Source organism: Pseudoalteromonas sp. Scap06 (genome assembly GCF_013394165.1).
In the GTDB taxonomy this organism is placed as follows: Bacteria; Pseudomonadota; Gammaproteobacteria; order Enterobacterales; family Alteromonadaceae; genus Pseudoalteromonas.
The window spans coordinates 1,744,414-1,763,979 of the sequence record NZ_CP041330.1 but is presented as its reverse complement, the minus strand read 5'-3'; the positions used below and the strand labels follow the sequence as shown (position 1 = coordinate 1,763,979).

At 40.7% G+C, this 19,566-nt stretch carries 19 protein-coding genes; 11 read left to right on the top strand and 8 right to left on the bottom strand.

Features of this window, described 5'->3' with window-relative positions:
* A complete protein-coding gene (locus tag FLM47_RS08105) occupies positions 1-1,080 on the top strand; it encodes an acyltransferase family protein (RefSeq protein ID WP_178956120.1) in 1,080 nt (359 codons plus the stop codon).
* A gap of 126 nt (positions 1,081-1,206) precedes the next feature.
* Here the strand turns inward: FLM47_RS08105 and asnS are convergent, their stop codons facing one another.
* Positions 1,207-2,604 (bottom strand): asparagine--tRNA ligase, encoded by a 1,398-nt coding sequence (gene asnS / locus FLM47_RS08100; RefSeq protein ID WP_008113822.1) that lies wholly within the window; start codon positions 2,602-2,604, stop codon positions 1,207-1,209.
* A 286-nt stretch (positions 2,605-2,890) separates the two neighbouring features.
* Between asnS and FLM47_RS08095 the strand changes: the two genes are divergently transcribed.
* Entirely contained in the window at positions 2,891-3,325 is a 435-nt protein-coding gene (locus FLM47_RS08095) for an ATP-binding protein (protein ID WP_008113825.1), read from the top strand.
* 3 nt (positions 3,326-3,328) lie between these two features.
* On the opposite strand, the gene FLM47_RS08090 is transcribed toward FLM47_RS08095, so the two are convergent.
* The 6 genes from FLM47_RS08090 to bioA form a co-directional block, all read right to left on the bottom strand.
* Entirely contained in the window at positions 3,329-3,958 is a 630-nt protein-coding gene (locus FLM47_RS08090; protein WP_178956119.1) for a Vat family streptogramin A O-acetyltransferase, read from the bottom strand.
* 30 nt (positions 3,959-3,988) lie between these two features.
* Positions 3,989-4,999 carry an ABC transporter ATP-binding protein gene (locus FLM47_RS08085; RefSeq protein WP_178956118.1) on the bottom strand — a complete coding sequence of 337 codons (1,011 nt, stop codon included), beginning with the start codon at positions 4,997-4,999 and terminating at the stop codon, positions 3,989-3,991.
* Between the two features lie 13 nt (positions 5,000-5,012).
* Positions 5,013-6,512, bottom strand: coding sequence for an iron ABC transporter permease (locus FLM47_RS08080; protein WP_178956117.1), 1,500 nt, complete (start codon positions 6,510-6,512; stop codon positions 5,013-5,015).
* Positions 6,512-7,552, bottom strand: coding sequence for an ABC transporter substrate-binding protein (locus FLM47_RS08075; RefSeq protein ID WP_178956116.1), 1,041 nt, complete (start codon positions 7,550-7,552; stop codon positions 6,512-6,514). The genes FLM47_RS08080 and FLM47_RS08075 overlap by 1 nt, the downstream gene beginning before the upstream one ends.
* Positions 7,553-8,365, bottom strand: a complete 813-nt coding sequence (locus tag FLM47_RS08070) for a hypothetical protein (protein WP_178956115.1) — start codon at positions 8,363-8,365, stop codon at positions 7,553-7,555.
* Between the two features lie 179 nt (positions 8,366-8,544).
* Positions 8,545-9,846 (bottom strand): adenosylmethionine--8-amino-7-oxononanoate transaminase, encoded by a 1,302-nt coding sequence (gene bioA, locus FLM47_RS08065; RefSeq protein ID WP_178956114.1) that lies wholly within the window; start codon positions 9,844-9,846, stop codon positions 8,545-8,547.
* A 95-nt stretch (positions 9,847-9,941) separates the two neighbouring features.
* On the opposite strand from bioA, the gene bioB reads away from it, so the two are divergent.
* The 6 genes from bioB (at position 9,942) to htpX (ending at position 16,506) form a co-directional block, all read left to right on the top strand.
* On the top strand, positions 9,942-10,982 hold the full coding sequence (gene bioB, locus FLM47_RS08060) for a biotin synthase BioB (protein WP_010390068.1): 1,041 nt from the start codon (positions 9,942-9,944) through the stop codon (positions 10,980-10,982).
* 14 nt (positions 10,983-10,996) lie between these two features.
* Positions 10,997-12,151: an 8-amino-7-oxononanoate synthase gene (locus tag FLM47_RS08055; protein WP_178956113.1), complete on the top strand. Its 1,155-nt coding sequence runs from the start codon at positions 10,997-10,999 to the stop codon at positions 12,149-12,151.
* Positions 12,148-12,981 (top strand): methyltransferase domain-containing protein, encoded by an 834-nt coding sequence (locus FLM47_RS08050; RefSeq protein ID WP_178956112.1) that lies wholly within the window; start codon positions 12,148-12,150, stop codon positions 12,979-12,981. The genes FLM47_RS08055 and FLM47_RS08050 overlap by 4 nt, the downstream gene beginning before the upstream one ends.
* 10 nt (positions 12,982-12,991) lie before the next feature.
* Positions 12,992-13,675, top strand: coding sequence for a dethiobiotin synthase (gene bioD, locus FLM47_RS08045; RefSeq protein ID WP_178956111.1), 684 nt, complete (start codon positions 12,992-12,994; stop codon positions 13,673-13,675).
* Between the two features lie 156 nt (positions 13,676-13,831).
* On the top strand, positions 13,832-15,391 hold the full coding sequence (locus FLM47_RS08040) for an FAD-dependent oxidoreductase (protein ID WP_178956110.1): 1,560 nt from the start codon (positions 13,832-13,834) through the stop codon (positions 15,389-15,391).
* Between the two features lie 251 nt (positions 15,392-15,642).
* Positions 15,643-16,506, top strand: coding sequence for a protease HtpX (htpX, locus tag FLM47_RS08035; protein WP_178956109.1), 864 nt, complete (start codon positions 15,643-15,645; stop codon positions 16,504-16,506).
* 72 nt (positions 16,507-16,578) lie between these two features.
* Here the strand turns inward: htpX and gloA are convergent, their stop codons facing one another.
* On the bottom strand, positions 16,579-17,106 hold the full coding sequence (gene gloA, locus FLM47_RS08030) for a lactoylglutathione lyase (protein WP_076918687.1): 528 nt from the start codon (positions 17,104-17,106) through the stop codon (positions 16,579-16,581).
* Between the two features lie 403 nt (positions 17,107-17,509).
* On the opposite strand from gloA, the gene FLM47_RS08025 reads away from it, so the two are divergent.
* The 3 genes from FLM47_RS08025 (at position 17,510) to FLM47_RS08015 (ending at position 19,481) form a co-directional block, all read left to right on the top strand.
* Complete coding sequence (locus FLM47_RS08025) at positions 17,510-17,764, top strand: hypothetical protein (RefSeq protein ID WP_178956108.1); 255 nt, start codon at positions 17,510-17,512, stop codon at positions 17,762-17,764.
* The gene (locus tag FLM47_RS08020) at positions 17,764-18,195 is read left to right on the top strand and encodes a hypothetical protein (protein ID WP_178956107.1); all 432 of its coding nucleotides are present in this window, start codon (positions 17,764-17,766) and stop codon (positions 18,193-18,195) included. The genes FLM47_RS08025 and FLM47_RS08020 overlap by 1 nt, the downstream gene beginning before the upstream one ends.
* 93 nt (positions 18,196-18,288) lie before the next feature.
* Positions 18,289-19,481, top strand: a protein-coding gene (locus FLM47_RS08015; protein WP_178956106.1) for an IS3 family transposase whose coding sequence is annotated in 2 segments (ribosomal slippage) — positions 18,289-18,594 and positions 18,597-19,481 — 1,191 coding nt in all. Because the reading frame shifts where the segments join, the coding sequence is not laid out codon by codon here.
* Positions 19,482-19,566 lie beyond the last annotated feature (85 nt).

Here is a 19,566-nt window from a genome sequence, read left to right as displayed (position 1 = left end):
ATGACAAGGTATAAAGCACTTGATGCTATGCGTGGGCTAACCATAGCGTTAATGATACTGGTAAACACTCCGGGATCGTGGTCCCATGTGTATGCCCCTTTACTTCATGCAGATTGGCATGGCTGTACCCCTACAGATGTAATTTTTCCGTTTTTTATGTTTATTATTGGCTCTGCGATGTTTTTTTCGTTCAAAAAAACGAACAGTGCAGCCAGTGCTAGCCAAGTATTAAGACTAGTTAAACGTGGAGCAATTATATTTGCCATTGGTCTAGCTTTAAATATTTATCCCTTTACTACCAATATTGAAAACTTGAGAATATTAGGTGTACTGCAACGTATAGGGATAGCCTATATTTTAGCGTCTATCTGTGTGTTGTTTTTAAATAGGCGAGGGGTGTTAACGCTATCGGTTATTATCTTAGTTGCTTATTGGTTATTACTGTTAAGCGTTGGCGCTGAAAACGCTTATACACTCGAACATAACCTAGTTAGAGCGGTTGATATTGCCGTACTAGGTGAGTCGCATTTATGGCAAGGCAAAGGGCTAGCATTTGATCCAGAAGGGCTGATCAGTACGTTACCCTCTGTGGTGAGTGTCTTGTTTGGTTTTGAAGTGACCCGCCTGTTAACGAGCACAAGTAGCCAGTGGACAAGCATTAAGCGTTTATTAGTTATTGGTGTAGTTGCAGTTGTTATCGGGCAATTAACCTCAATGGTTATGCCAATTAATAAATCACTTTGGACCAGTAGCTTTGTTATTTACACATCCGGGATTGCTTGTTTTGTGTTGGCATTTTTTGTTTGGCTTTGTGACATTGTTAAACCTGAGCGTCTTGTTAATCCATTAATTGTGTATGGATCAAACCCACTGTTTATATATGTATTATCGGCTGTGTGGGTACTGAGCTATTCACTGATTAATATTGGAGAGCTAAACTTAGGGGATTGGATGTATCAGCAACTCGCCTTAGTTATGAGCGCTAAATTGGCATCGTTCACCTTTGCTTTATTGCATGTTATTGGCTTTTGGGTAATTTCGAATATGCTTTATAAACGAAAAATATTTATAAAGATTTAGTATTTATAACAATTTGCTTCCCTAAGCGGGAGGCAAATTGTTCAAGTATTTATGCAAATTAATATATCAGACAATAAAAAACCAACCCGCGGGTTGGTTTTTTTATTTAACGTTACAAAGCTTAGCTTAGTAAGTTGCGCTGCCTTTAGTACGTGGGAACGCAATTACATCACGTACGTTACCCATACCGGTAACATAAGCAACTAAGCGCTCAAACCCTAAACCAAAGCCAGAGTGTGGCACGCTACCGTATTTACGTAGATCGCGGTACCAGCTGTAGTCTTCTTTGTTTAAGCCCATCTCTTCAAGGCGTGCATCTAATACATCAAGACGCTCTTCACGTTGTGAACCACCAATGATCTCACCAATACCTGGTGCTACTACGTCCATAGCAGCAACAGTTTTGCCGTCTTCGTTTTGGCGCATGTAGAATGCTTTAATATCACGCGGGTAGTTTTTAATAACAACCGGTGCTTTAAAGTGTTCTTCAGCTAGGTAGCGCTCGTGCTCAGACTGTAAATCTACACCCCATTCAACGTCGTACTCAAATTTCTTGCCACACGCTTTTAAAATCTCTACAGCGTCGGTGTAGTCAACTTGGGCAAAGTCTTTTTCAACAAATTCTTCTAAACGGCTAATGGCTGTTTTTTCAACACGTAATGCGAAAAATTCCATGTCGTCACGGCGTTCTTCCAATACGGCTTTAAACACGTACTTAAGCATGTTTTCAGCCAGTTTTGCGATGTCTTCTAAATCAGCAAACGCAACTTCTGGCTCTACCATCCAAAATTCAGCAAGGTGGCGTGAAGTATTAGAGTTTTCTGCACGGAACGTTGGGCCAAAGGTGTAAATTTTTGACATTGCTGAAGCGTACGTTTCACCATTAAGTTGGCCAGATACCGTTAGAAAGGCTTCTTTACCAAAAAAGTCTTCGCTGTAATCAATCTCGCCTTTGTCTGTCATTGGCAGATTTTGCATATCAAGCGTTGATACGCGGAACATCTCACCTGCGCCTTCACAGTCACTTGCAGTAATAATTGGCGTGCTGATCCAGTAAAACCCTTGCTCATGGTAAAAGCGGTGGATTGCTTGTGCTAAACAGTTACGGACACGTGTTACTGCGCCAATCATATTAGTGCGAGGGCGAAGGTGAGCGTGTTCGCGTAAATACTCAATGCTGTGGCGTTTAGCCGACATTGGGTAGGTGTCTGGGTTTTCAACCCAACCCAACACAGTCACTGAGTTAGCTTGAATTTCGAAAGATTGACCTTGTCCTGCTGATTGTACTAATACACCGGTAACCGACACAGAACAGCCTGCTGTTAAGCTTGTAACTTCATCATAATTATTCAGTGAATTAGGAACTACCGCTTGAATAGGATCAAAACACGAACCGTCATGAACGGCTAAAAATGATATTCCTGCTTTTGAATCGCGGCGTGTACGGATCCAGCCTTTAATGGTTACTTGGCTGTCTACCGCAACATTGCCTTTTAATAGCTCTGAAATCGCTAAATGGCTCATCTTCACTCCAATGATATAAGTTGCCTAACTATATAAATTAACTGTGCGTTACTCATGCTTTTTAGCATTTGAGGTCACTGCACTTGAACCTTGTATAATACCTAGTAAAGTAAAATAAAAAAACTGTTGTGGGCAACTCTTTAAAAGTTTTTAGTGGTACGTTGTTTTTTTAACCAATTTTTGCAGTTAAATAACCACTATTACCATTTGTTGCTCTGAAATTTCATCAATTTGTGGCATTATTACTAAATAAACCGAAGTGACGTATTAATAAAAAATGGATGCTATGAAACAAGTTTTTATTTTACGAGGGCTACCAGGCAGTGGTAAGTCATATTATGCGCAAAATCTCGCCGAGGAACTTTCCGGAGCAGATGAAAGCCAATATTTTATTTGCTCAACAGATGATTACTTTGTTAACGAGCAGGGTGAGTACCATTTTGATAAGTTTAAATTATCGCAATATCATAATTTAAACTTGGCCCGTTTTATTAATGCCTTAGCACAAGGCATTGAACTGGTAATAGTGGATAACACCAATATCAAAAAGTGGGAATTTATTGCCTATTCACAAGCAGCCATTGCTTTAGGCTACCAGGTAAAAGAAGTGATTGTTGGCGAAGTGAAAGATAAATCAATGCAACACTTATACGCTAAACGCAATAGCCATAACATACCGTTAAAAACCATTAGTAAAATGGCCTACATGTTTGAGTGGTAATTATTAAATTTTAGCTAATACGTCTATATCAGAGTGTGTAATGGCATCTAAATGAGCGGTGATTTTTTCACTGCTCCAGTCCCACCATGCAATTGCTAAAAGTTTATTAATTGTCGCATCATCAAAACGCTTTTTTATCAATTTTGCAGGGTTACCGCCAACAATGCTATAGGCGGGCACATCAGACGTTACCACAGATTTACTTGCTATAATGGCACCATCAGCAACTTTGACCCCAGGCATAATAGTAGCGTTGTAACCTATCCACACATCATTACCTATTTCAGTATCACCTTTAAAAGGTAAATCACCTTGTTGAGGTGCAGATTTTTCCCAGCCATTGCCAAATATAAAAAATGGATAGGTAGAAAAGCCGGAGGTTTGATGATTAGCCCCATTCATTATAAAAGTAACGTCTTTAGCTATCGCACAAAACTTACCTATGATAAGACGGTCCCCGATAAAATCGAAATGGTAAAGTACATTTTTTTCAAAGTTTTCAGGGCCATCAGGGTCGTCGTAATAGGTATAATCACCAACCTCTATATTCGCAGAGGTGATAAAGTCTTTTAAATAACATACTTGAGGAAACCCTTCCATAGGTGATGGATTGTTTGGATTTGGTCCGTTCATAGTTTCCTCCAAAGTAGAATATATAAAGCGCTAGCTTTTAAATGCCGCCAGTGGATGAGAGGTACTAAGCGATACATGTACGTTATCACCAGGATTTACCACTACTTCATGACTCACGCGACTTGTAACCACAGTACCACAGGCTAGTTTTATGGCGCATAATCTGCTGCCGCCTTCAAAGCGAACCCAAATTACTTCGCCATTATTTCCTACACTGCTTTGTACTAATAATACATCATCTGGACGAAGTAACACCTCTACCTCACCGTTTTCACAGTCAACACCATGAGCGGGAACATTACCAATATCGGTAAGTGCTTGGCCGTTATTCAGCGTTCCTTTTATAAAACTAGCTTCACCTAGAAAGCGTGCCACAAAGCGATTGTTGGGTGCACTAAAGCATTGCTCTGGGCTATCAATTTGCTGTATTTTTCCGCCTTTTAGTACACCCACGCGATCGCCCACCGAAAGTGCTTCTTCTTGATCGTGCGTTACCCAAATAGCGGGTACGCCGGCTTCTTTAAGCGCATTACGTATGTCCCAACGTAGCATGTCTTTTAAAGCCGCGTCTAAGTTTGATAGTGGCTCATCAAGTAATACAAAGTCTGGCTGGTGGGCTAGGGTGCGCGCTAATGCAACACGCTGTTTTTGCCCCCCTGAAAGTGTCGCTGGTTTTTTATGTCTAAACGCATCTAAACCGAGTAGCTTTATCCAATGATCAGCAGGGTTTGTGTCTTTTAGTTTAAAACACACATTTTGCTCAACCGTTAAATGGGGAAACAGCGCAAAGTCTTGAAACACCATACCCACACTGCGTTTTTCAGGGGCTACAGTATACTTTGGTGTAGCAGTCCATTTAGCAACTTTAATTTCACCCTCGCTAATTGGTAAAAGCCCAGCTAGGGCTTGTAAAATAGTACTTTTACCACAACCTGTTGGACCAACAAGCATTAAAATTTCGCTTTCACCTAAAGTGAAATTTAAGTCACTAACAACACGATTACTGCCATAATCTATAGACAACTTACTTACAGATAGCATTTATATAAAATCCTTAATGTTCAAACTGGTTGCGTTTCTCGCCAGACATCATAATAGCTAAAGCCGCCGCCGAAATCACCACTAACAATAAACCAGGTATTGCTGCGCGGCCAAAATAACCAGCTTCGTAAACACGCCATAAATACGTAGATAAGGTTTCAAAACCAGTTGGACCCAATAATAGTGTGGCTTCTAATTCACGCATCGACTCTAAAAAGACTAAAGCGGCCCCTGCAATAATACCACGCATAGTCAGTGGTAAAGTAATACGTGTGAAAGCTTCACGTGGGCTTGCGCCTAACACACGGGCTGATTTTACTAAGCTTGGATCAAGGTGCTCGGTGCTGGTACGCACAGAGCCAACCGCAAGCGGTAAAAAACGTAGCATATAAGCAATGATCAACAAGCCCAGTGTTTGATATAAAAATGGCAGTTGTAAGCCGCCATATACAAGCGCTGTGCCCATAACAATCCCCGGAATACCAAAACCAAAGTAAGTAACGCGTTCCATTACTTTACCTGCTTTTCCAGTTAATGCTGCATGCGCTACAGGAATAGCCACAATAACTGTAACAATAGCTGCAATGGCTGAAGCGTAAGTAGAGTGCCAAGCAATACTAAAATCAAACGAACTAAAACCATCACGCATTAGCCAAAGTGTAAATACTGCGAGTGGTAAGCCAATAGCAAGTAATAAAATTGGTGCAAAGGTGGCAAACATCGCGCCTAATTGCCATTTTTTTGGGAATAAAATAAGGGGCCGGCCTTGGCGTTCAGACGCAGTTTTAATTTGCGATTCAATCATTAGTAAAAAGCCAACAATCACCATTAACTGCATAGACAGCATAGCCGCACGGCTCAGTTCAAAGGCGTTATATTCTACATAAATAACGCGAGTGAAGGTATCTAGACGCATTATTGCCGGTGTACCAAAGTCTGATAGCGTATATAAGGCAACGAGTAACGAGCCCGCAGCAATACCATTTACAACACGGGGCAAAATAACTTTAAACACGCTTTGTGTCATCGACATCCCCAATGTACGCGCTGCATTGACCATGCTCGCATCTAAGCTAAGTAGGGAGGAGCGGGTTGTCATCATTACAAACGGGAAGGTATATAGGGTCATTACAATGGCGGCGCCAGTTAAGCCATACATAGAAGGGGTTTCAAAACCAAGTAAGTTATGTATTTCACCACCAGGGCCAAATGCAGCATAAAGCGTAAATGCACCAATATAACTTGGTATAGCTAAAGGGGCGGCAAATACTACTAACCAAAACTTTTTAAATGGCAGCTGCACATAAGCGCTAATAAACGCCAGTGGCACACCAATTAAAATTGAGCCTAATACAGTTAAGCCCATTAACGACAGGGTATTTCCTAAAATGGTTAAATTATGGCTATCAAAAAAAGAGCTTGCGTCACTGGCAAGCGTTATTAAAACAAAAATAGGGGTAAGGGTAACAAGCGCTGCAAGCAGCGCCATAGGATAAGATGGTGGTATTCGCATTATAAAACGCCGCTGCTGCGCATTAAGTCAATAGTTGGACGTAAGTCAGCCAACTGGGTTAAGTCTATTTTAGGTGGCGAAATACTGGTTAATTTAGGCAAGCCATCAGGTTGCTTTATGTCATTTACTAGCGGAATTTCATACGCTTCGCTCGCTAAATAACTCTGTACTTCAACGCTGAGTAAATAGCGCATAAAGTTAGTTGCTAGTGGGTCGTCAGATAGCGATAAAATACCGGAGGCATTCACTAAACAACCGGCATCTTGCTCTGTAAATGCAAGATCGAGTTTAGCGTCGGGCTTACCAGACTTCAAACGTAACGTGTAGTAGTGATTAGCAAAACCAATATCTACTTCACCACGTTCAACGCCCATTACTACACCGAGTTCGCCAGCGTAAGTTTTTGAGCGTTTTTGCACTTTTTTAAGCCATTTAGCAGTTTTATCATCGCCTTCTAAAATTCGCATAGCGGTAACAAACGATTGAAAAGAAGCATAAGCGGGTGCCCAACCAATACTTAAATCACTGTCGGCTATTTCCATAATGCTTGTTGGAATTTGCTCTTTGGTTAAACGCTCAGTATTAAATGGCAAAGTACGTATACGACCAGTTACAGGTGCCCACTCATCATATCTAAACTGTGGTTGTAGTTGTGCAGATAAATCACTAGGCATAGGTTTAGCAAGCCCTGCATCGGTTACTAAACCAATAGCGCCCGAATCGACAGCCCAAAATAAGTCTGCACGTTTAACACCCGCTTTAGCTTCGGCAACAATCGTATTAGCCAAAGCTGCAGTTGGGCCGCGTCGAATAGCTAGGTCTAAATCCGGGTTCTTTTTTTGAATGGCTTGTAAAACGTTTTCGTATAAGCCACCTTCACCACGTCCCAAATAAAGGGTGAGTGCGCCTTTTAGTTTAGGTAATGTATCTACCGACACGGGGTTGGCAATATCAGCGGCAAACGCGTGTGAAAGCGATAGCGGCAAAGCGCCAGCTATCCCTAACGCAGCTAAGCCTTGAATAAAGGTTCTGCGTTCCACTTAAAATACATCCTTACGTGACTTTTCTGCTTTTTCAATTAGCGTTTGTGCACGAGTTAACTTAGTTTGCATATCAACAACTACGTCACGTACTTGGTCTACTGTTTTATTAGCTGAAATAGCCTGCGGTAGGGTTACGTTAAAGTCTTTTTCAAGTACTTCTACTAAGTTAGCGTCTTGCTCAATGAGTGTGCCTTCAACGCCTTCAAATAAATGCAAGTAAGTATCGTGAACTATGCTGGTTGCTTCATCGCTTAAACGTTCTGCGTATTTAGCAACCACTCGGTCTAATTTGTGTTTAATTTCGTCAATGGTCGCGCTTTGCGTCATTTCTTTTGTTGCTGTGGCTTTAACGCTTTTTAATAACCCTTTTTGTTGAAACTGAGCCGCTAACTTAACTGCGCCTAGGCCTTGCCATAAAGCATTGTTCATTGCTTGTTGCTGCAAACGTACTTCTGAGGCTGGCTTTTTGTTATCAATAGCCATTTTTATGCCATACAAACCTTGCCATATAGAGGCATACACAGGAACGTAATTTGTTTCTATAGCGCTGTGAAATTTAACCGATTCCCAGTACTCAATTAAGTCATCAGTGTTAACTGCTTTAGCGCCTTTTTTCTCGTAATCGCTTACTAGGGTATCAACCTTTGAAACCATCCACTCAACGTCTTCGTTGTAGGTTTTTAAATTAGCTTGAAGGTGATTAACATGCTCACCAATTGGGCCGTTAGCAAGTGCCGGTTGTGCAAAAATCGCAGAAGCGAGTAAAAAAGTTGCACTTAATGTCTTGGCAGGCTTAAGTAATATTTTCATAGCAAGTGAGTCCATAAATGTTATTGTAAATGATAGTCATTATCATATCCCTAAACATCCCTTAGATCAACACACTAAATCAAGCCAAAGGGTTAAATTTACTAAACTTTACAGAGGAATAATAACTAAATAGAAATATCAATTTAATTTTAACTTTAGTGGCTAAAATAATTAACCATCTATACGTAATGTTTACCCTTTATGGCGTTATATATAGCATCGCAAAGCTGTTTAATACTGGCATCGTCACTTATATACGGTGGCATTAAGTAAATTAACTTACCAAATGGGCGTATCCACACTCCTTGGCTAACAAAATAAGCCTGTATTTTAGCTACATCTACTATTCCTGCCTCATCTGTCAGCTCTACCACGCCAATTGCACCTAAAGTGCGCACATTAGCTACATCAGTAAGTGAGCCACACTGATGTAATTGTTGAAGTGCTTGGTTTACTTCACAAATTCGTTTTTGCCAATCTTGTTCAAGCAATAAGTCTATACTGGCACATGCCACAGCGCAGGCGAGTGGATTGCCCATAAATGTAGGTCCGTGCATCAAAACACCGGCTTCACCTTCGCTAATGCCTATCGCTATTTTATCGGTCGTTAACGTGGCTGATAAGGTCATGGTGCCGCCGGTGAGTGCCTTGCCAATACAAAGTATATCTGGCTGTACATTGGCGTGCTCTACAGCAAACATTTTACCTGTACGGCCAAAGCCTGTGGCAATTTCATCACAAATGAGCAATACATCGTATTGAGTACATAACTTGCGCACACAGGCTAAATATTCAGGGTGATAAAAGTTCATTCCTCCTGCGTTTTGTACTATGGGTTCAATAATAAAGGCGGCAACATGCTGGTGGTGTTTTAAAAAATAGTGTTCTAGTTCATCCGCCTCGGCTTGATTAAACTCGTCATGAAATTGGCTAACAGGTGCAGGTACAAATACATGCTCAGGTAAAAAGCCAGAGTACAAGCTATGCATAGAATTAACCGGATCGCACACACTCATGGCCGCAAAGGTATCGCCATGATAGCCCTTAAACGGAGTCATTAACTTTTGTTTAGTATTAATGCCTTGGCTTAACCAATACTGCAGCGCCATTTTAATCGCTACTTCAACACTTACCGAGCCGCTGTCGGCTAAAAATACTTTATTTAAATGCTCGGGCGTTATTGCTACTAGCTTTTTACAAAGCTCCACTGCGCTGTAATGGGTAATGCCGCCAAACATTACATGGCTCATTTTATTGATTTGCTCTGTCATCGCATTATTTAAAACGGGATGATTGTAGCCATGTATTGCGCTCCACCAAGAGGCCATACCGTCAATGAGTTTCTCGCCTGTTTCTAGGTGTATAAGGTCGTGATTGGCGTGTGTAACAGGATAAACCGGAATTGGTTGAGTCATTGATGTATAAGGGTGCCAAATGTGATTTCGGTCAAAATCAAGGTCTATTGTGTGTTTTGTGTTCATATGTAAACTTTAATTAAGTTAGCTTCGTTGACAATGGTACGGCAATACGTATTCTAAGCCAATAACACCAAGAGCAAAAAATAAAAGAGAGTATTATGGAGCTTGCAACAGTTCGCCACGATTGGACCCATAGCGAGGTTAAAGCCTTATTTGAAATGCCGTTTAACGATCTGCTTTTTAAAGCCGCGACCGTACACCGTGCTAATTTTAATCCTAATCAGGTGCAAATTTCTACTTTACTATCAATAAAAACAGGTGCTTGCCCTGAAGATTGTAAATATTGCCCGCAGTCGGGTCATTATAAAACCGACCTAGAACGAGAGCGCCTGCTAGAAGTAGAAAAAGTAGTAGAGCAAGCACGCCTTGCAAAACAAAAGGGTGCAACCCGTTTTTGTATGGGCGCTGCGTGGTCAGATCCTAAAGACCGTGATATGCCGTACATTTCAAAAATGGTTAAAGAAGTAAAAGAGCTTGGCCTTGAAACCTGTATGACCCTAGGTAAGCTTACCAATGAAAAAGCCCATGCATTGAGTGATGCAGGGCTTGACTACTATAATCATAATTTAGATACCTCACCTGAATACTACGAACAAATTATATCTACCCGTACCTTTGCAGACAGACTAAACACTATTGATCATGTGCGTGATGCCGGTATGAAAGTTTGTTCTGGCGGTATTGTCGGTATGGGTGAGCAACCCAGCGATCGTTATGGGTTATTAATGCAATTGGCTAATTTACCGCAGCAACCAGAAAGCGTCCCTATTAATATGCTAGTAAAAGTAAAAGGGACACCGCTTGAAAACGTAGACGACTTAGATCAGTTTGAGTTTATTCGTACTATTGCCACCGCGCGTATTATGATGCCGCATAGCTATGTACGTTTATCGGCAGGGCGCAGCGCAATGAATGAGCAAATGCAATCGATGTGTTTTTTTGCCGGTGCTAATTCCATTTTTTATGGTGATAAACTCCTGACTACCGAAAACCCAGAAGCAGATGCCGATATGCAATTAATTAAAAAGCTGGGTATGAACCCTGAAACGGCGGAAGACTATTCAGATGAAGCCGTTGCTGCGTCGTTATCCTCTAAAGTGGCCGATAAAGCCAGTTCAGAATTGTTTTATCCTGCTTAATATTGTGTATTGCTATGTCATTTGATTTTATAAATAGCCATTTACAAGCGCGCCAGCAAAGCGCGCTTAACCGCAAGCGTTATGTTATTGAGCAAGCCAGTGCGCGTGAAATTATAGTTGATAATAAACGCTATCTTAACTTTGCCAGTAACGACTACCTAGGCTTTGCCGATGAACCCACTTTGCTTGATGGCATGCAGAGCCTAGGAAGTCATAGCTCTGCTTTAGTAACAGGCTATCAAGGTGCGCAGCAACAGCTCGAAAAATACTTATGTGCTCAGTTGGGCTATAAAAATGCCATGCTGTTTAATTCGGGCTTTAGTGCTAATAGCAGTGTTATAAAAGCGCTATTTCAAGATAAAGCCATTGCTCAGCAAAGTGCGATTTTTCAGGATAAACTTAATCATGCGAGCTTAATCGACGGTGCACTGCATGCAAACGCGGCACTTGTACGCTTTAACCATAACGACATGAATCATTTACGTTCACGGCTCGAAAAGTCCAATGCTAAGTATAAATTGATCGTGAGTGAGGGTGTATTCTCGATGGATGGCGACCAAGCACCTTTAATTGAGTTACTGAGTTTAGCTAAAGCACATAACGCCTGGTTAATGATAGACGATGCGCATGGCTTTGGCGTACTGGGTAAATCGGGTTTGGGGAGCTGTGAGCCACTTATAGCGGCAGAGAATTTGCCAGATATTTTAGTGATCACCTTTGGTAAAACGGTGGCAAGTAGCGGGGCGTGTGTATTAGGTTCGAGTGAATTTATTGATTACATGCTGCAGTTTAACCGCGATTACACTTATTCGACCGCAATGTCGCCTTTTATTGCTTCGCATACATTATCAAGAATTAAAACCATACGTGATGCTAACGACAAGCGAGCAAAATTAAACGCCAATATTGCTTTATTTAAACGTTTAGCCAATGAGCACAAAATTGCCTTAATGGATTCGACCACTGCCATTCAACCCTTAGTTTTAGGGTGTGCCGAACAGACTTTAAAAGCCTGTGAGCAGCTCAAACAACAGGGGATTTGGCTAACCGCTATTCGTCCGCCCACGGTGCAGCATAATACCTCAAGGCTACGCGTTATTTTAACCGCCGCCCATACCGAGCAAGATATTACAACATTGGTAAATTGTTTAAAAAAGGCCATTGCATGATAAGCGCACACGCTGCAAATACGAACTCGCGTATAAAGTCACCGTTAGCTTGTTTAGCTGTTAATAGTTTAAAGCAGGTAACGCAACGCAAGTTTTCAACGGCGGCAAGCCAATATGTAGCCCACGCACATGTGCAAAAACAAGCCGCAATTGATTTAATTAAACTCATTAAGCTTGATGTGAGCACAAAGCACAAACACTGTGTTGATTTAGGCGCGGGGCCGTTAGTGAATACCGAAGAGTTACAAGGAATATATAAACAGGTAATTGCCATGGATTTAAGCCTTACCATGCTTAAAAATAGTGCAGTAAACGCCCCGCGTATTTGCGCCGACATGGATAACTTACCATTTCAACAAAATAGTATTGATGTGGTATTTAGTAATTTTGCGATGCAGTGGTCGGCTAATTTTGAAATGCTAATGTATTCATTACATTCAGCTTTAAAGCCTGGCGGGCAGGCGTACATAAGTATGGTGGTTGAAGGCTCACTACATGAAATAAAAACGGCGTTTGCCACGCTCGATTCGCATAGCCACATTAATAACTTTTTAAGTAGCGATAATATAAACCAATCGGTCAAAAGGGCTGGGTTTATTATTAATAACGCGACAGAGGTTATTTATACCGATGAGTTTACCAGCCCCCTTAAAGCGATTAGTTCAATTAAAGCCATTGGTGCAACGTCGAAAAATAAAGCAAGCCAACGCCCTGGTCTATTAACTAAATCGGCGCTACAAAAAGTATGTGCGGCGTATCCGCTTATAAACAACCAAGCCCATGTATCTTACCATGTGGTATTGTTATCATTAGAAAAAGCAAAAATTTAAAGGTAAGGCAATGCAGCAATTTTTTATTACCGGTACCGATACCGACGCTGGTAAAACCCACGTAACTAGTTTGCTATTAAAATTACTCGCCCAACATAAGCAGCGTGCAATAGGTTTTAAACCGATTGCATCAGGGTGTGAACTTGCGTTTGAACAGCTTGTGAATGCCGATGCCTTAATGCTAATGGAAAGCGCAACTGTGAGTGCTAAATACGACATAATTAATCCGTTTGCTTTTGAGCCCGCCATAGCTCCGCACATTGCAGCAGAGCAAGTGGGAGTAACCCTAAGCGTTGAAAAGCTACGTACCGCTTATAAAAATGTGAAGCAACAAGGTGCAGACTACCTGCTAACAGAAGGTGCGGGCGGCTGGGCATTGCCAATTAATAATAACGAATATTTATACGACTGGGTAAAAGCAGAGCAACTACCGGTAATATTAGTGGTAGGGATGAAACTAGGCTGTATTAATCATGCATTACTCACTGCAGCACATATGCAAAGTATGGGTGTTAATTGCATTGGCTGGATTGCTAACCAAGTTGATTTCACCATGGATGAATACCAAGCAAATCTAGATTCGCTTAAAACACGTTTACCATTCCCGTTGCTTGCTATAAGCCCCTATACCGAGCAAACCCCTAAATTACAAATTTATAAAACCCTGCTTACTGCACTTGCTATAAATGCCTAAACTATACTGCTTTGTAATTTTATAAATATACAAAGCAGTTTATATATTAAATACACCGGTTTAATAAATATGTTTAGCGCCTTGAAATACACACCTTGTATGCATATATAACGCTAATTACACAGTGCTATTGTTACTAAGGAAATAACAAATACCATGACCCACCCATTTATTAAGAACTACGCTTATAGTACGCAGGTTAAGGCCGAATCAGATCTAGCAAAAAGTGCTCTGCCTAAAACCCATGTAGGTATTTTAGGTGGGGGAACTGCAGGGGCAACAATTGCGATTCGCCTTGCGGCATTGGGCATAAAAACGACTATATTTGAGAAAAAAAAGTCACTTATTGACGGCCCTCCTATGTGTCATCTGCACGCCGGTGGTAATTTATACCGTGAAATTCCAGATCAAGACTGTATAGATTTACTTAAACAATGTATTGATATTTTACGACTATATCCTTACAGCATAGATGTACGCCCAACTGTATTTGCTGTGCCAACGCGTGATGATGATTCACCGGATGATTTACTGCCAAGGTTAGACAAGCTTACTAACGCATATAAAGACTTAATTGAACAAGATCATAATAATAAAGTTCTTGGCGAGCCTGATAATTACTATCAGCTTTATAGCCATGAGCAAATGATAACCTTGAGTAAAAAAGAGCAGGTTACTGAGCCTAAAACGCTAGATGAGTGGATGATCCCCGTTGCTAAGCATTTAAACTTAAACAAAGTAAAATACCCACTTATTGTTGTTCAAGAATACGGTTGGAATATATTTAGATTATCAGCAAGTGCACAGCTTGCGCTTGCCCAGTACGAACACGCTAACGTGCTTACCAGCACAGAGGTAAAGCAAGTCAGCAAAGTTGAGCAAAGTAGTGCTAAAAATCAAATGCCAAAATGGAAAATTGAATATCAAAACAACCAAAGCAACAAGACCCAAACAGCAGAAGTAGATTACCTTATAAACGCCTGTGGCTTTCAAACCGGTATTGTTGATGACATGGTAGGCGTAAAGCCCAAGCGTATGGTCGAATTTAAAGCCTCATACATTGCACACTGGCAAGGCGCTGGCGGGAAAATACCCGAAATTATTATTTATGGTAACCGAGGCACACCCGAGGGCATGGCACAATTAACGCCGTACACTAATGGCTATTATCAAATTCATGGTATGACTAACTCAATTACCTTGTTTAACGATGGCCTAGCAGATACAGTCGAGCAAACGGCACAGCCACAACTGCCTACTAAGTACTTGAATTATATAAATAATGGTTGGGATCGGCAGGTGCTAAAAGCACGTGGTCAAAAAGCGATTGATTATGTGGCTGAGTTTGTACCAGCATTTAAAAACGCTAATACGCAAAACAATGCCTTGTTTGGCGGCCAACAGATCCCAGGCGAAGACGACACCTTGCGCGTTGCAGACGTAAGCTTATATTCGCATATTAGCTACGCACGAGCCGAAAATGTAAAAGCGTCATCAACTTTGATCGCTGCTGACGAAATAGTAGCTGAATTTATAAAGCTTGGTTTAATTTGCACAGAACACGACAGTAATAACCACCTTAAGCATCACCAATGGGCCTACCTTAAGAACAGTTGTAATGAAGATATAAGTAAAATTGCACAAGTACTTGCAAAAGAGCGAGGCTTCCCCACAGATATGGCAAATGTGAATCACGGTATATATAAAAGCGTATAGTATAAAAATAAAATAACGTATTGAATTATATTGTTTTTATAAGTGCATTTTTACTGTTAAACAGAAAAAACCTAAAAAGCTTAACTTAATTAAATATATATAAAACTTTAAAAATATCCCTTGCGTTATGACATAGTTTGTCACAAAATAGCGTTGACGTTATGACATAGTGTGTCATGACGCAGTAATTGCTATGGCCGATCAACAAAAAGAAATCGCTCAGCAATAAATGTTATTTTTGGAGACCATGTATGAAACGTGTATTTTTGTTTTTATTAACTAACCTCGCGGTTATGTTGGTATTAGGTGTTGTGCTTTCAATCATAATGAGTGCGCTGGGCTTAAGCCATCGTAGCCTGGGTGGTATTTTATTAATAGCTGCTGTATTTGGTTTTGGTGGGTCATTTATTTCTTTGTATATGTCGAAATGGATGGCGAAAAAATCAACCGGTGCGCAGGTTATTACAAAACCAAGTAACGAAACCGAGCAGTGGTTAATGAACACGGTTGCCGCGCAAGCTAAAAAAGCCGGTATTAATATGCCTGAAGTGGCTATTTACGACAGCCCAGAAATGAACGCTTTTGCAACCGGCCCGAGTAAAAATAACTCGCTGGTGGCGGTAAGCACGGGTTTATTACATAACATGAGCCAAGATCAAGCCGAAGCTGTGCTTGCGCACGAAGTATCGCATGTGGCTAATGGCGACATGGTAACGCTAACGCTTATTCAAGGTGTCGTTAATACCTTTGTTATTTTTGCCGCAAAAGTGTTGGCGGGCATTGTAGATAATTTTATAAATAGCGATGAAGAAGAGGGCGGCAGCAGCTGGACTTACTTCTTATTCGATATGTTATTCCAAGTATTATTTGGTGTACTAGCAAGTGTGGTGGTTGCCCATTACAGCCGCAAACGTGAATTTGCAGCCGACAACGGTGCAGCTCAGTTAGTAGGCGCAGACAAAATGCGTTCAGCCCTTGAGCGATTAAAGCAAAACCACCCATCGCAATTAGAAGGCTCAATGATGGCCTTTGGTATCGCAAGTGGTAAAGGCATGGCTGAGTTGTTTTCATCTCACCCACCGCTTGATGCACGTATAGATGCACTACGACGTTAAAAAATTCAAGTTTTTCACAGTACTTGTAAACAAAAAGCCTGCATTTGCAGGCTTTTTTATGTTTAATAGGTTTTATTGCGATTGAATAATGTCTGTAATGCCCTCTGGCGAAAGTATTTCAATCCAGTAACCATCAGGGTCTTTAATAAAGGCAAGACCCTTCATTGAGCCGCCATCTGGCTGTTTTACAAACTCCACATCGTACTTAGCAAAGCGCTCACAGGCAGCGTATACATCGGGCACGCTTATACCAATATGGCCAAATCCTTTTGGTTCTTCATTACCACTGTGATAACCGCTAAAGCTGTCGTCGTTTTCAGTACCCCAGTTATGGGTAAGTTCAATCAGCGCAGGGCGGCGAAACACCCATTGAGTTTTTTCTTTATCATCGCCTTTAGGCATATCTTGCTCATAGCCTAAAAAGTACAAAGTAAACTCCATACCAGGAAAGTCGTACTTTCCTAACAGCTTCATACCCAATACATTTTCATAAAATGCCAGCGACGGTTTTGGATCTTTAATACGCAACATGGTTTGCTGCATCACATAACCCTCAGTGGCCTGTGCAATTTGCTCTGGAGATTCGTTATAGCTAGACATGAAATAATCCTTAATAAAATGACTGAAAAACCTTAATGGATTTAAAAAGGCAGGGAATACGCACATCATAATCAACAGCAGCAAAAATTAAAACCACCTAGCTAAATTACCAGCCAGTGAGCTGAATGTTTTATAAGCGAAAAATGGCATATTTAGCGATACTGTTTGTTTATACAGTAGTGGTGTTTTGTCTAATATTACTGATCTCCACCATTTTGGGGTATCTCTTCATTTATGAAGTATGAGCTGTAGTTAACTAGTTGTTTACAGGTGTTTATTTGAGGGCTAAGATAAATGCAATGTAATATACGGACATTTGTCGGTTTATAAAACGACAAATGTCGTAGACAAAGTTGTTAGGTGCTAAATCAATTTAGCAGCCAATTATTATTTTGGAGTAGTAATGGAAGACGAAAAACTAAAAATAACTTGCCCTTTATGCAGGGAAAAACACGAGTACTCTATAAATGTAGATAGGTCTTTTGTTCTCTATCAAATGACGTCAGATATGGGTACATCTTTGCGAGAAATAAAGCAATTTAAACGAGCTTTTGTTTGCCCTGATAAGAAAACTAAATTTCAAGCTGTCATCAAAATGGAATATGGGTTTGGTGAAATAATCAATGATGTAATAGTTAGAGAAAGTGTGGTTAATTAATGGCAAGTTTTGAAGTAGAAGACGTAAAACCTATTACTCCACACACTGAAGCTATTTTGAACGCTGGAAGTCGATTATTAAGCGAATCAATAGAAACAGGTCGTGAATTTTGTAAATCTATGATTAGCTTTTCAATTGCTGCTATTCCAGCATATATTGGCTTACTCAAGTTATTCATACCTAAAGATACGTTAATATCTAGTATTGTAAGCCCAATTTGGCTACTTCCTATTTTATTATTTATTCTATCCGCATCTATATTCGTTTTTGGGTACTTACCTGTAAGAAAACTTGTTTCTCTAGAGCTTCCCGATGCCATTGAAAATGCTATAGAAAAACAAATAAATAGACGGTTTTGGCTGGGTGTAATTGGCTTTGTGCTTTTATGCGTAGGTATTGCATCAGGAGTCGGAGTTATAGCTTGTTTATAGGTAATCATAAATAGCACCTAACAAGTCGTTTAAAAGGACAATGCTCCTCACCCGTTTTAGTGGACACCTCCTCATTACTTTGAGGAGGCTAAAATGCCTAGATATACCCAACCTAGAAAGACATGGTTTTACCCAGTTAATTTTAAAATCAAAGCAGTCGAACTAAGCTTACGAGACGATGTCATGTCAAAGGACGTTGCCGAGGCGCTAAATATTCATCCGTTAATGCTGAGTCGTTGGCGAAAAGAGTATCGAGAAGGTAAGTTTAAAAACGTACCGCGCTATCAAAGCAACAATGAAACAATGAGTAAATTCCCAACAAAAAAAGAGCTGGATAACATTCAAAAGCTTAAGAAAGAAAATGAGCGTCTTAAGCAGGAGAATGACCTGCTAAAAAAGTGGCAACGGTATCTGGCGGAAGTACATCAGAACGATTTGGATTCATCCAAAAATTCGGACAAGCCTTAGGTGTAAAATACTTGTGTTCTTGGCTTAATGTTTCGCGTAGTGGGTTTTATGCTTGGCGTGACAGAACAGTGTCAGCTAGAGCGCTGTCAGATGCTAATATGTTGTTGAAGATAAAGCACGTTTTCAATGTAAATCATCAAACCTATGGTAGCCCACGCGTATTTCATGCGCTAAAAAAAGAAGGTATAAACACAAGCCAAAAACGTGTTGCCCGCTTAATGCGAGAAAACGGTTTAAGAGCCAGAGCCCTTAAGACTTACAGCAAACCGGCGAAGGTGAAGTTCTTTTATAAAGAGATAGAAAACAAACGCAAAGATAGTGAAAAGGCCACGGGGATCAATCAGCAATGGTCTGGCGATATTACGTATTTAAAAGTCGGCGCTCGTTGGCATTACCTTGCTGTGGTTATCGACTTATATTCACGTCGAGTAATCGGCTGGGCGTTTGGTAAAAACAAAACAACAGACCTTACGTTAAAGGCGCTAAGGCTTGCGATAAAGAAACGACAGCCAACAGAGAGTGTATTATTTCACACTGACCGAGGCGCAGAATACCGTGCTCACGTTGTACAAAAGTATTTGGCTAGCAAAAACATCAAAGCCAGTATGAATAGGCCTGGGTGCTGTACTGACAACGCAGAAGTCGAGTCGTTCTTTCATTCGCTTAAAGCAGATTTAATTCGAGGAAATAAATTTGAGAGCAGCGGTAAACTATTATCAAAATTAAAGGTTTACCTAAATTATTTTTACAATAGACAGAGATTGCATTCGAGTTTAGGATATAAATCACCTGCCGAGTTTGAATTGGCAGTTAATTGAAACGTGGACGGTGTCCACTTTATCGGGTGAAGATCACAAAAAACAGTTGGCTTTTGCTCCTTCGTCGCTAATTTTAGCCAACTAT

Coding starts and splice junctions, on each gene's coding strand:
- htpX (WP_178956109.1), top strand. CDS start 15,643: ATGAAACGTGTATTTTTGTTTTTATTAACTAACCTCGCGGTTATGTTG.
- FLM47_RS08070 (WP_178956115.1), bottom strand. CDS start 8,365: ATGAAAATATTACTTAAGCCTGCCAAGACATTAAGTGCAACTTTTTTA.
- asnS (WP_008113822.1), bottom strand. CDS start 2,604: ATGAGCCATTTAGCGATTTCAGAGCTATTAAAAGGCAATGTTGCGGTA.
- bioD (WP_178956111.1), top strand. CDS start 12,992: ATGCAGCAATTTTTTATTACCGGTACCGATACCGACGCTGGTAAAACC.
- FLM47_RS08080 (WP_178956117.1), bottom strand. CDS start 6,512: ATGCGAATACCACCATCTTATCCTATGGCGCTGCTTGCAGCGCTTGTT.
- FLM47_RS08055 (WP_178956113.1), top strand. CDS start 10,997: ATGTCATTTGATTTTATAAATAGCCATTTACAAGCGCGCCAGCAAAGC.
- gloA (WP_076918687.1), bottom strand. CDS start 17,106: ATGTCTAGCTATAACGAATCTCCAGAGCAAATTGCACAGGCCACTGAG.
- bioA (WP_178956114.1), bottom strand. CDS start 9,846: ATGAACACAAAACACACAATAGACCTTGATTTTGACCGAAATCACATT.
- FLM47_RS08095 (WP_008113825.1), top strand. CDS start 2,891: ATGAAACAAGTTTTTATTTTACGAGGGCTACCAGGCAGTGGTAAGTCA.
- FLM47_RS08105 (WP_178956120.1), top strand. CDS start 1: ATGACAAGGTATAAAGCACTTGATGCTATGCGTGGGCTAACCATAGCG.
- FLM47_RS08040 (WP_178956110.1), top strand. CDS start 13,832: ATGACCCACCCATTTATTAAGAACTACGCTTATAGTACGCAGGTTAAG.
- FLM47_RS08025 (WP_178956108.1), top strand. CDS start 17,510: ATGGAAGACGAAAAACTAAAAATAACTTGCCCTTTATGCAGGGAAAAA.
- FLM47_RS08020 (WP_178956107.1), top strand. CDS start 17,764: ATGGCAAGTTTTGAAGTAGAAGACGTAAAACCTATTACTCCACACACT.
- FLM47_RS08090 (WP_178956119.1), bottom strand. CDS start 3,958: ATGAACGGACCAAATCCAAACAATCCATCACCTATGGAAGGGTTTCCT.
- FLM47_RS08085 (WP_178956118.1), bottom strand. CDS start 4,999: ATGCTATCTGTAAGTAAGTTGTCTATAGATTATGGCAGTAATCGTGTT.
- FLM47_RS08050 (WP_178956112.1), top strand. CDS start 12,148: ATGATAAGCGCACACGCTGCAAATACGAACTCGCGTATAAAGTCACCG.
- bioB (WP_010390068.1), top strand. CDS start 9,942: ATGGAGCTTGCAACAGTTCGCCACGATTGGACCCATAGCGAGGTTAAA.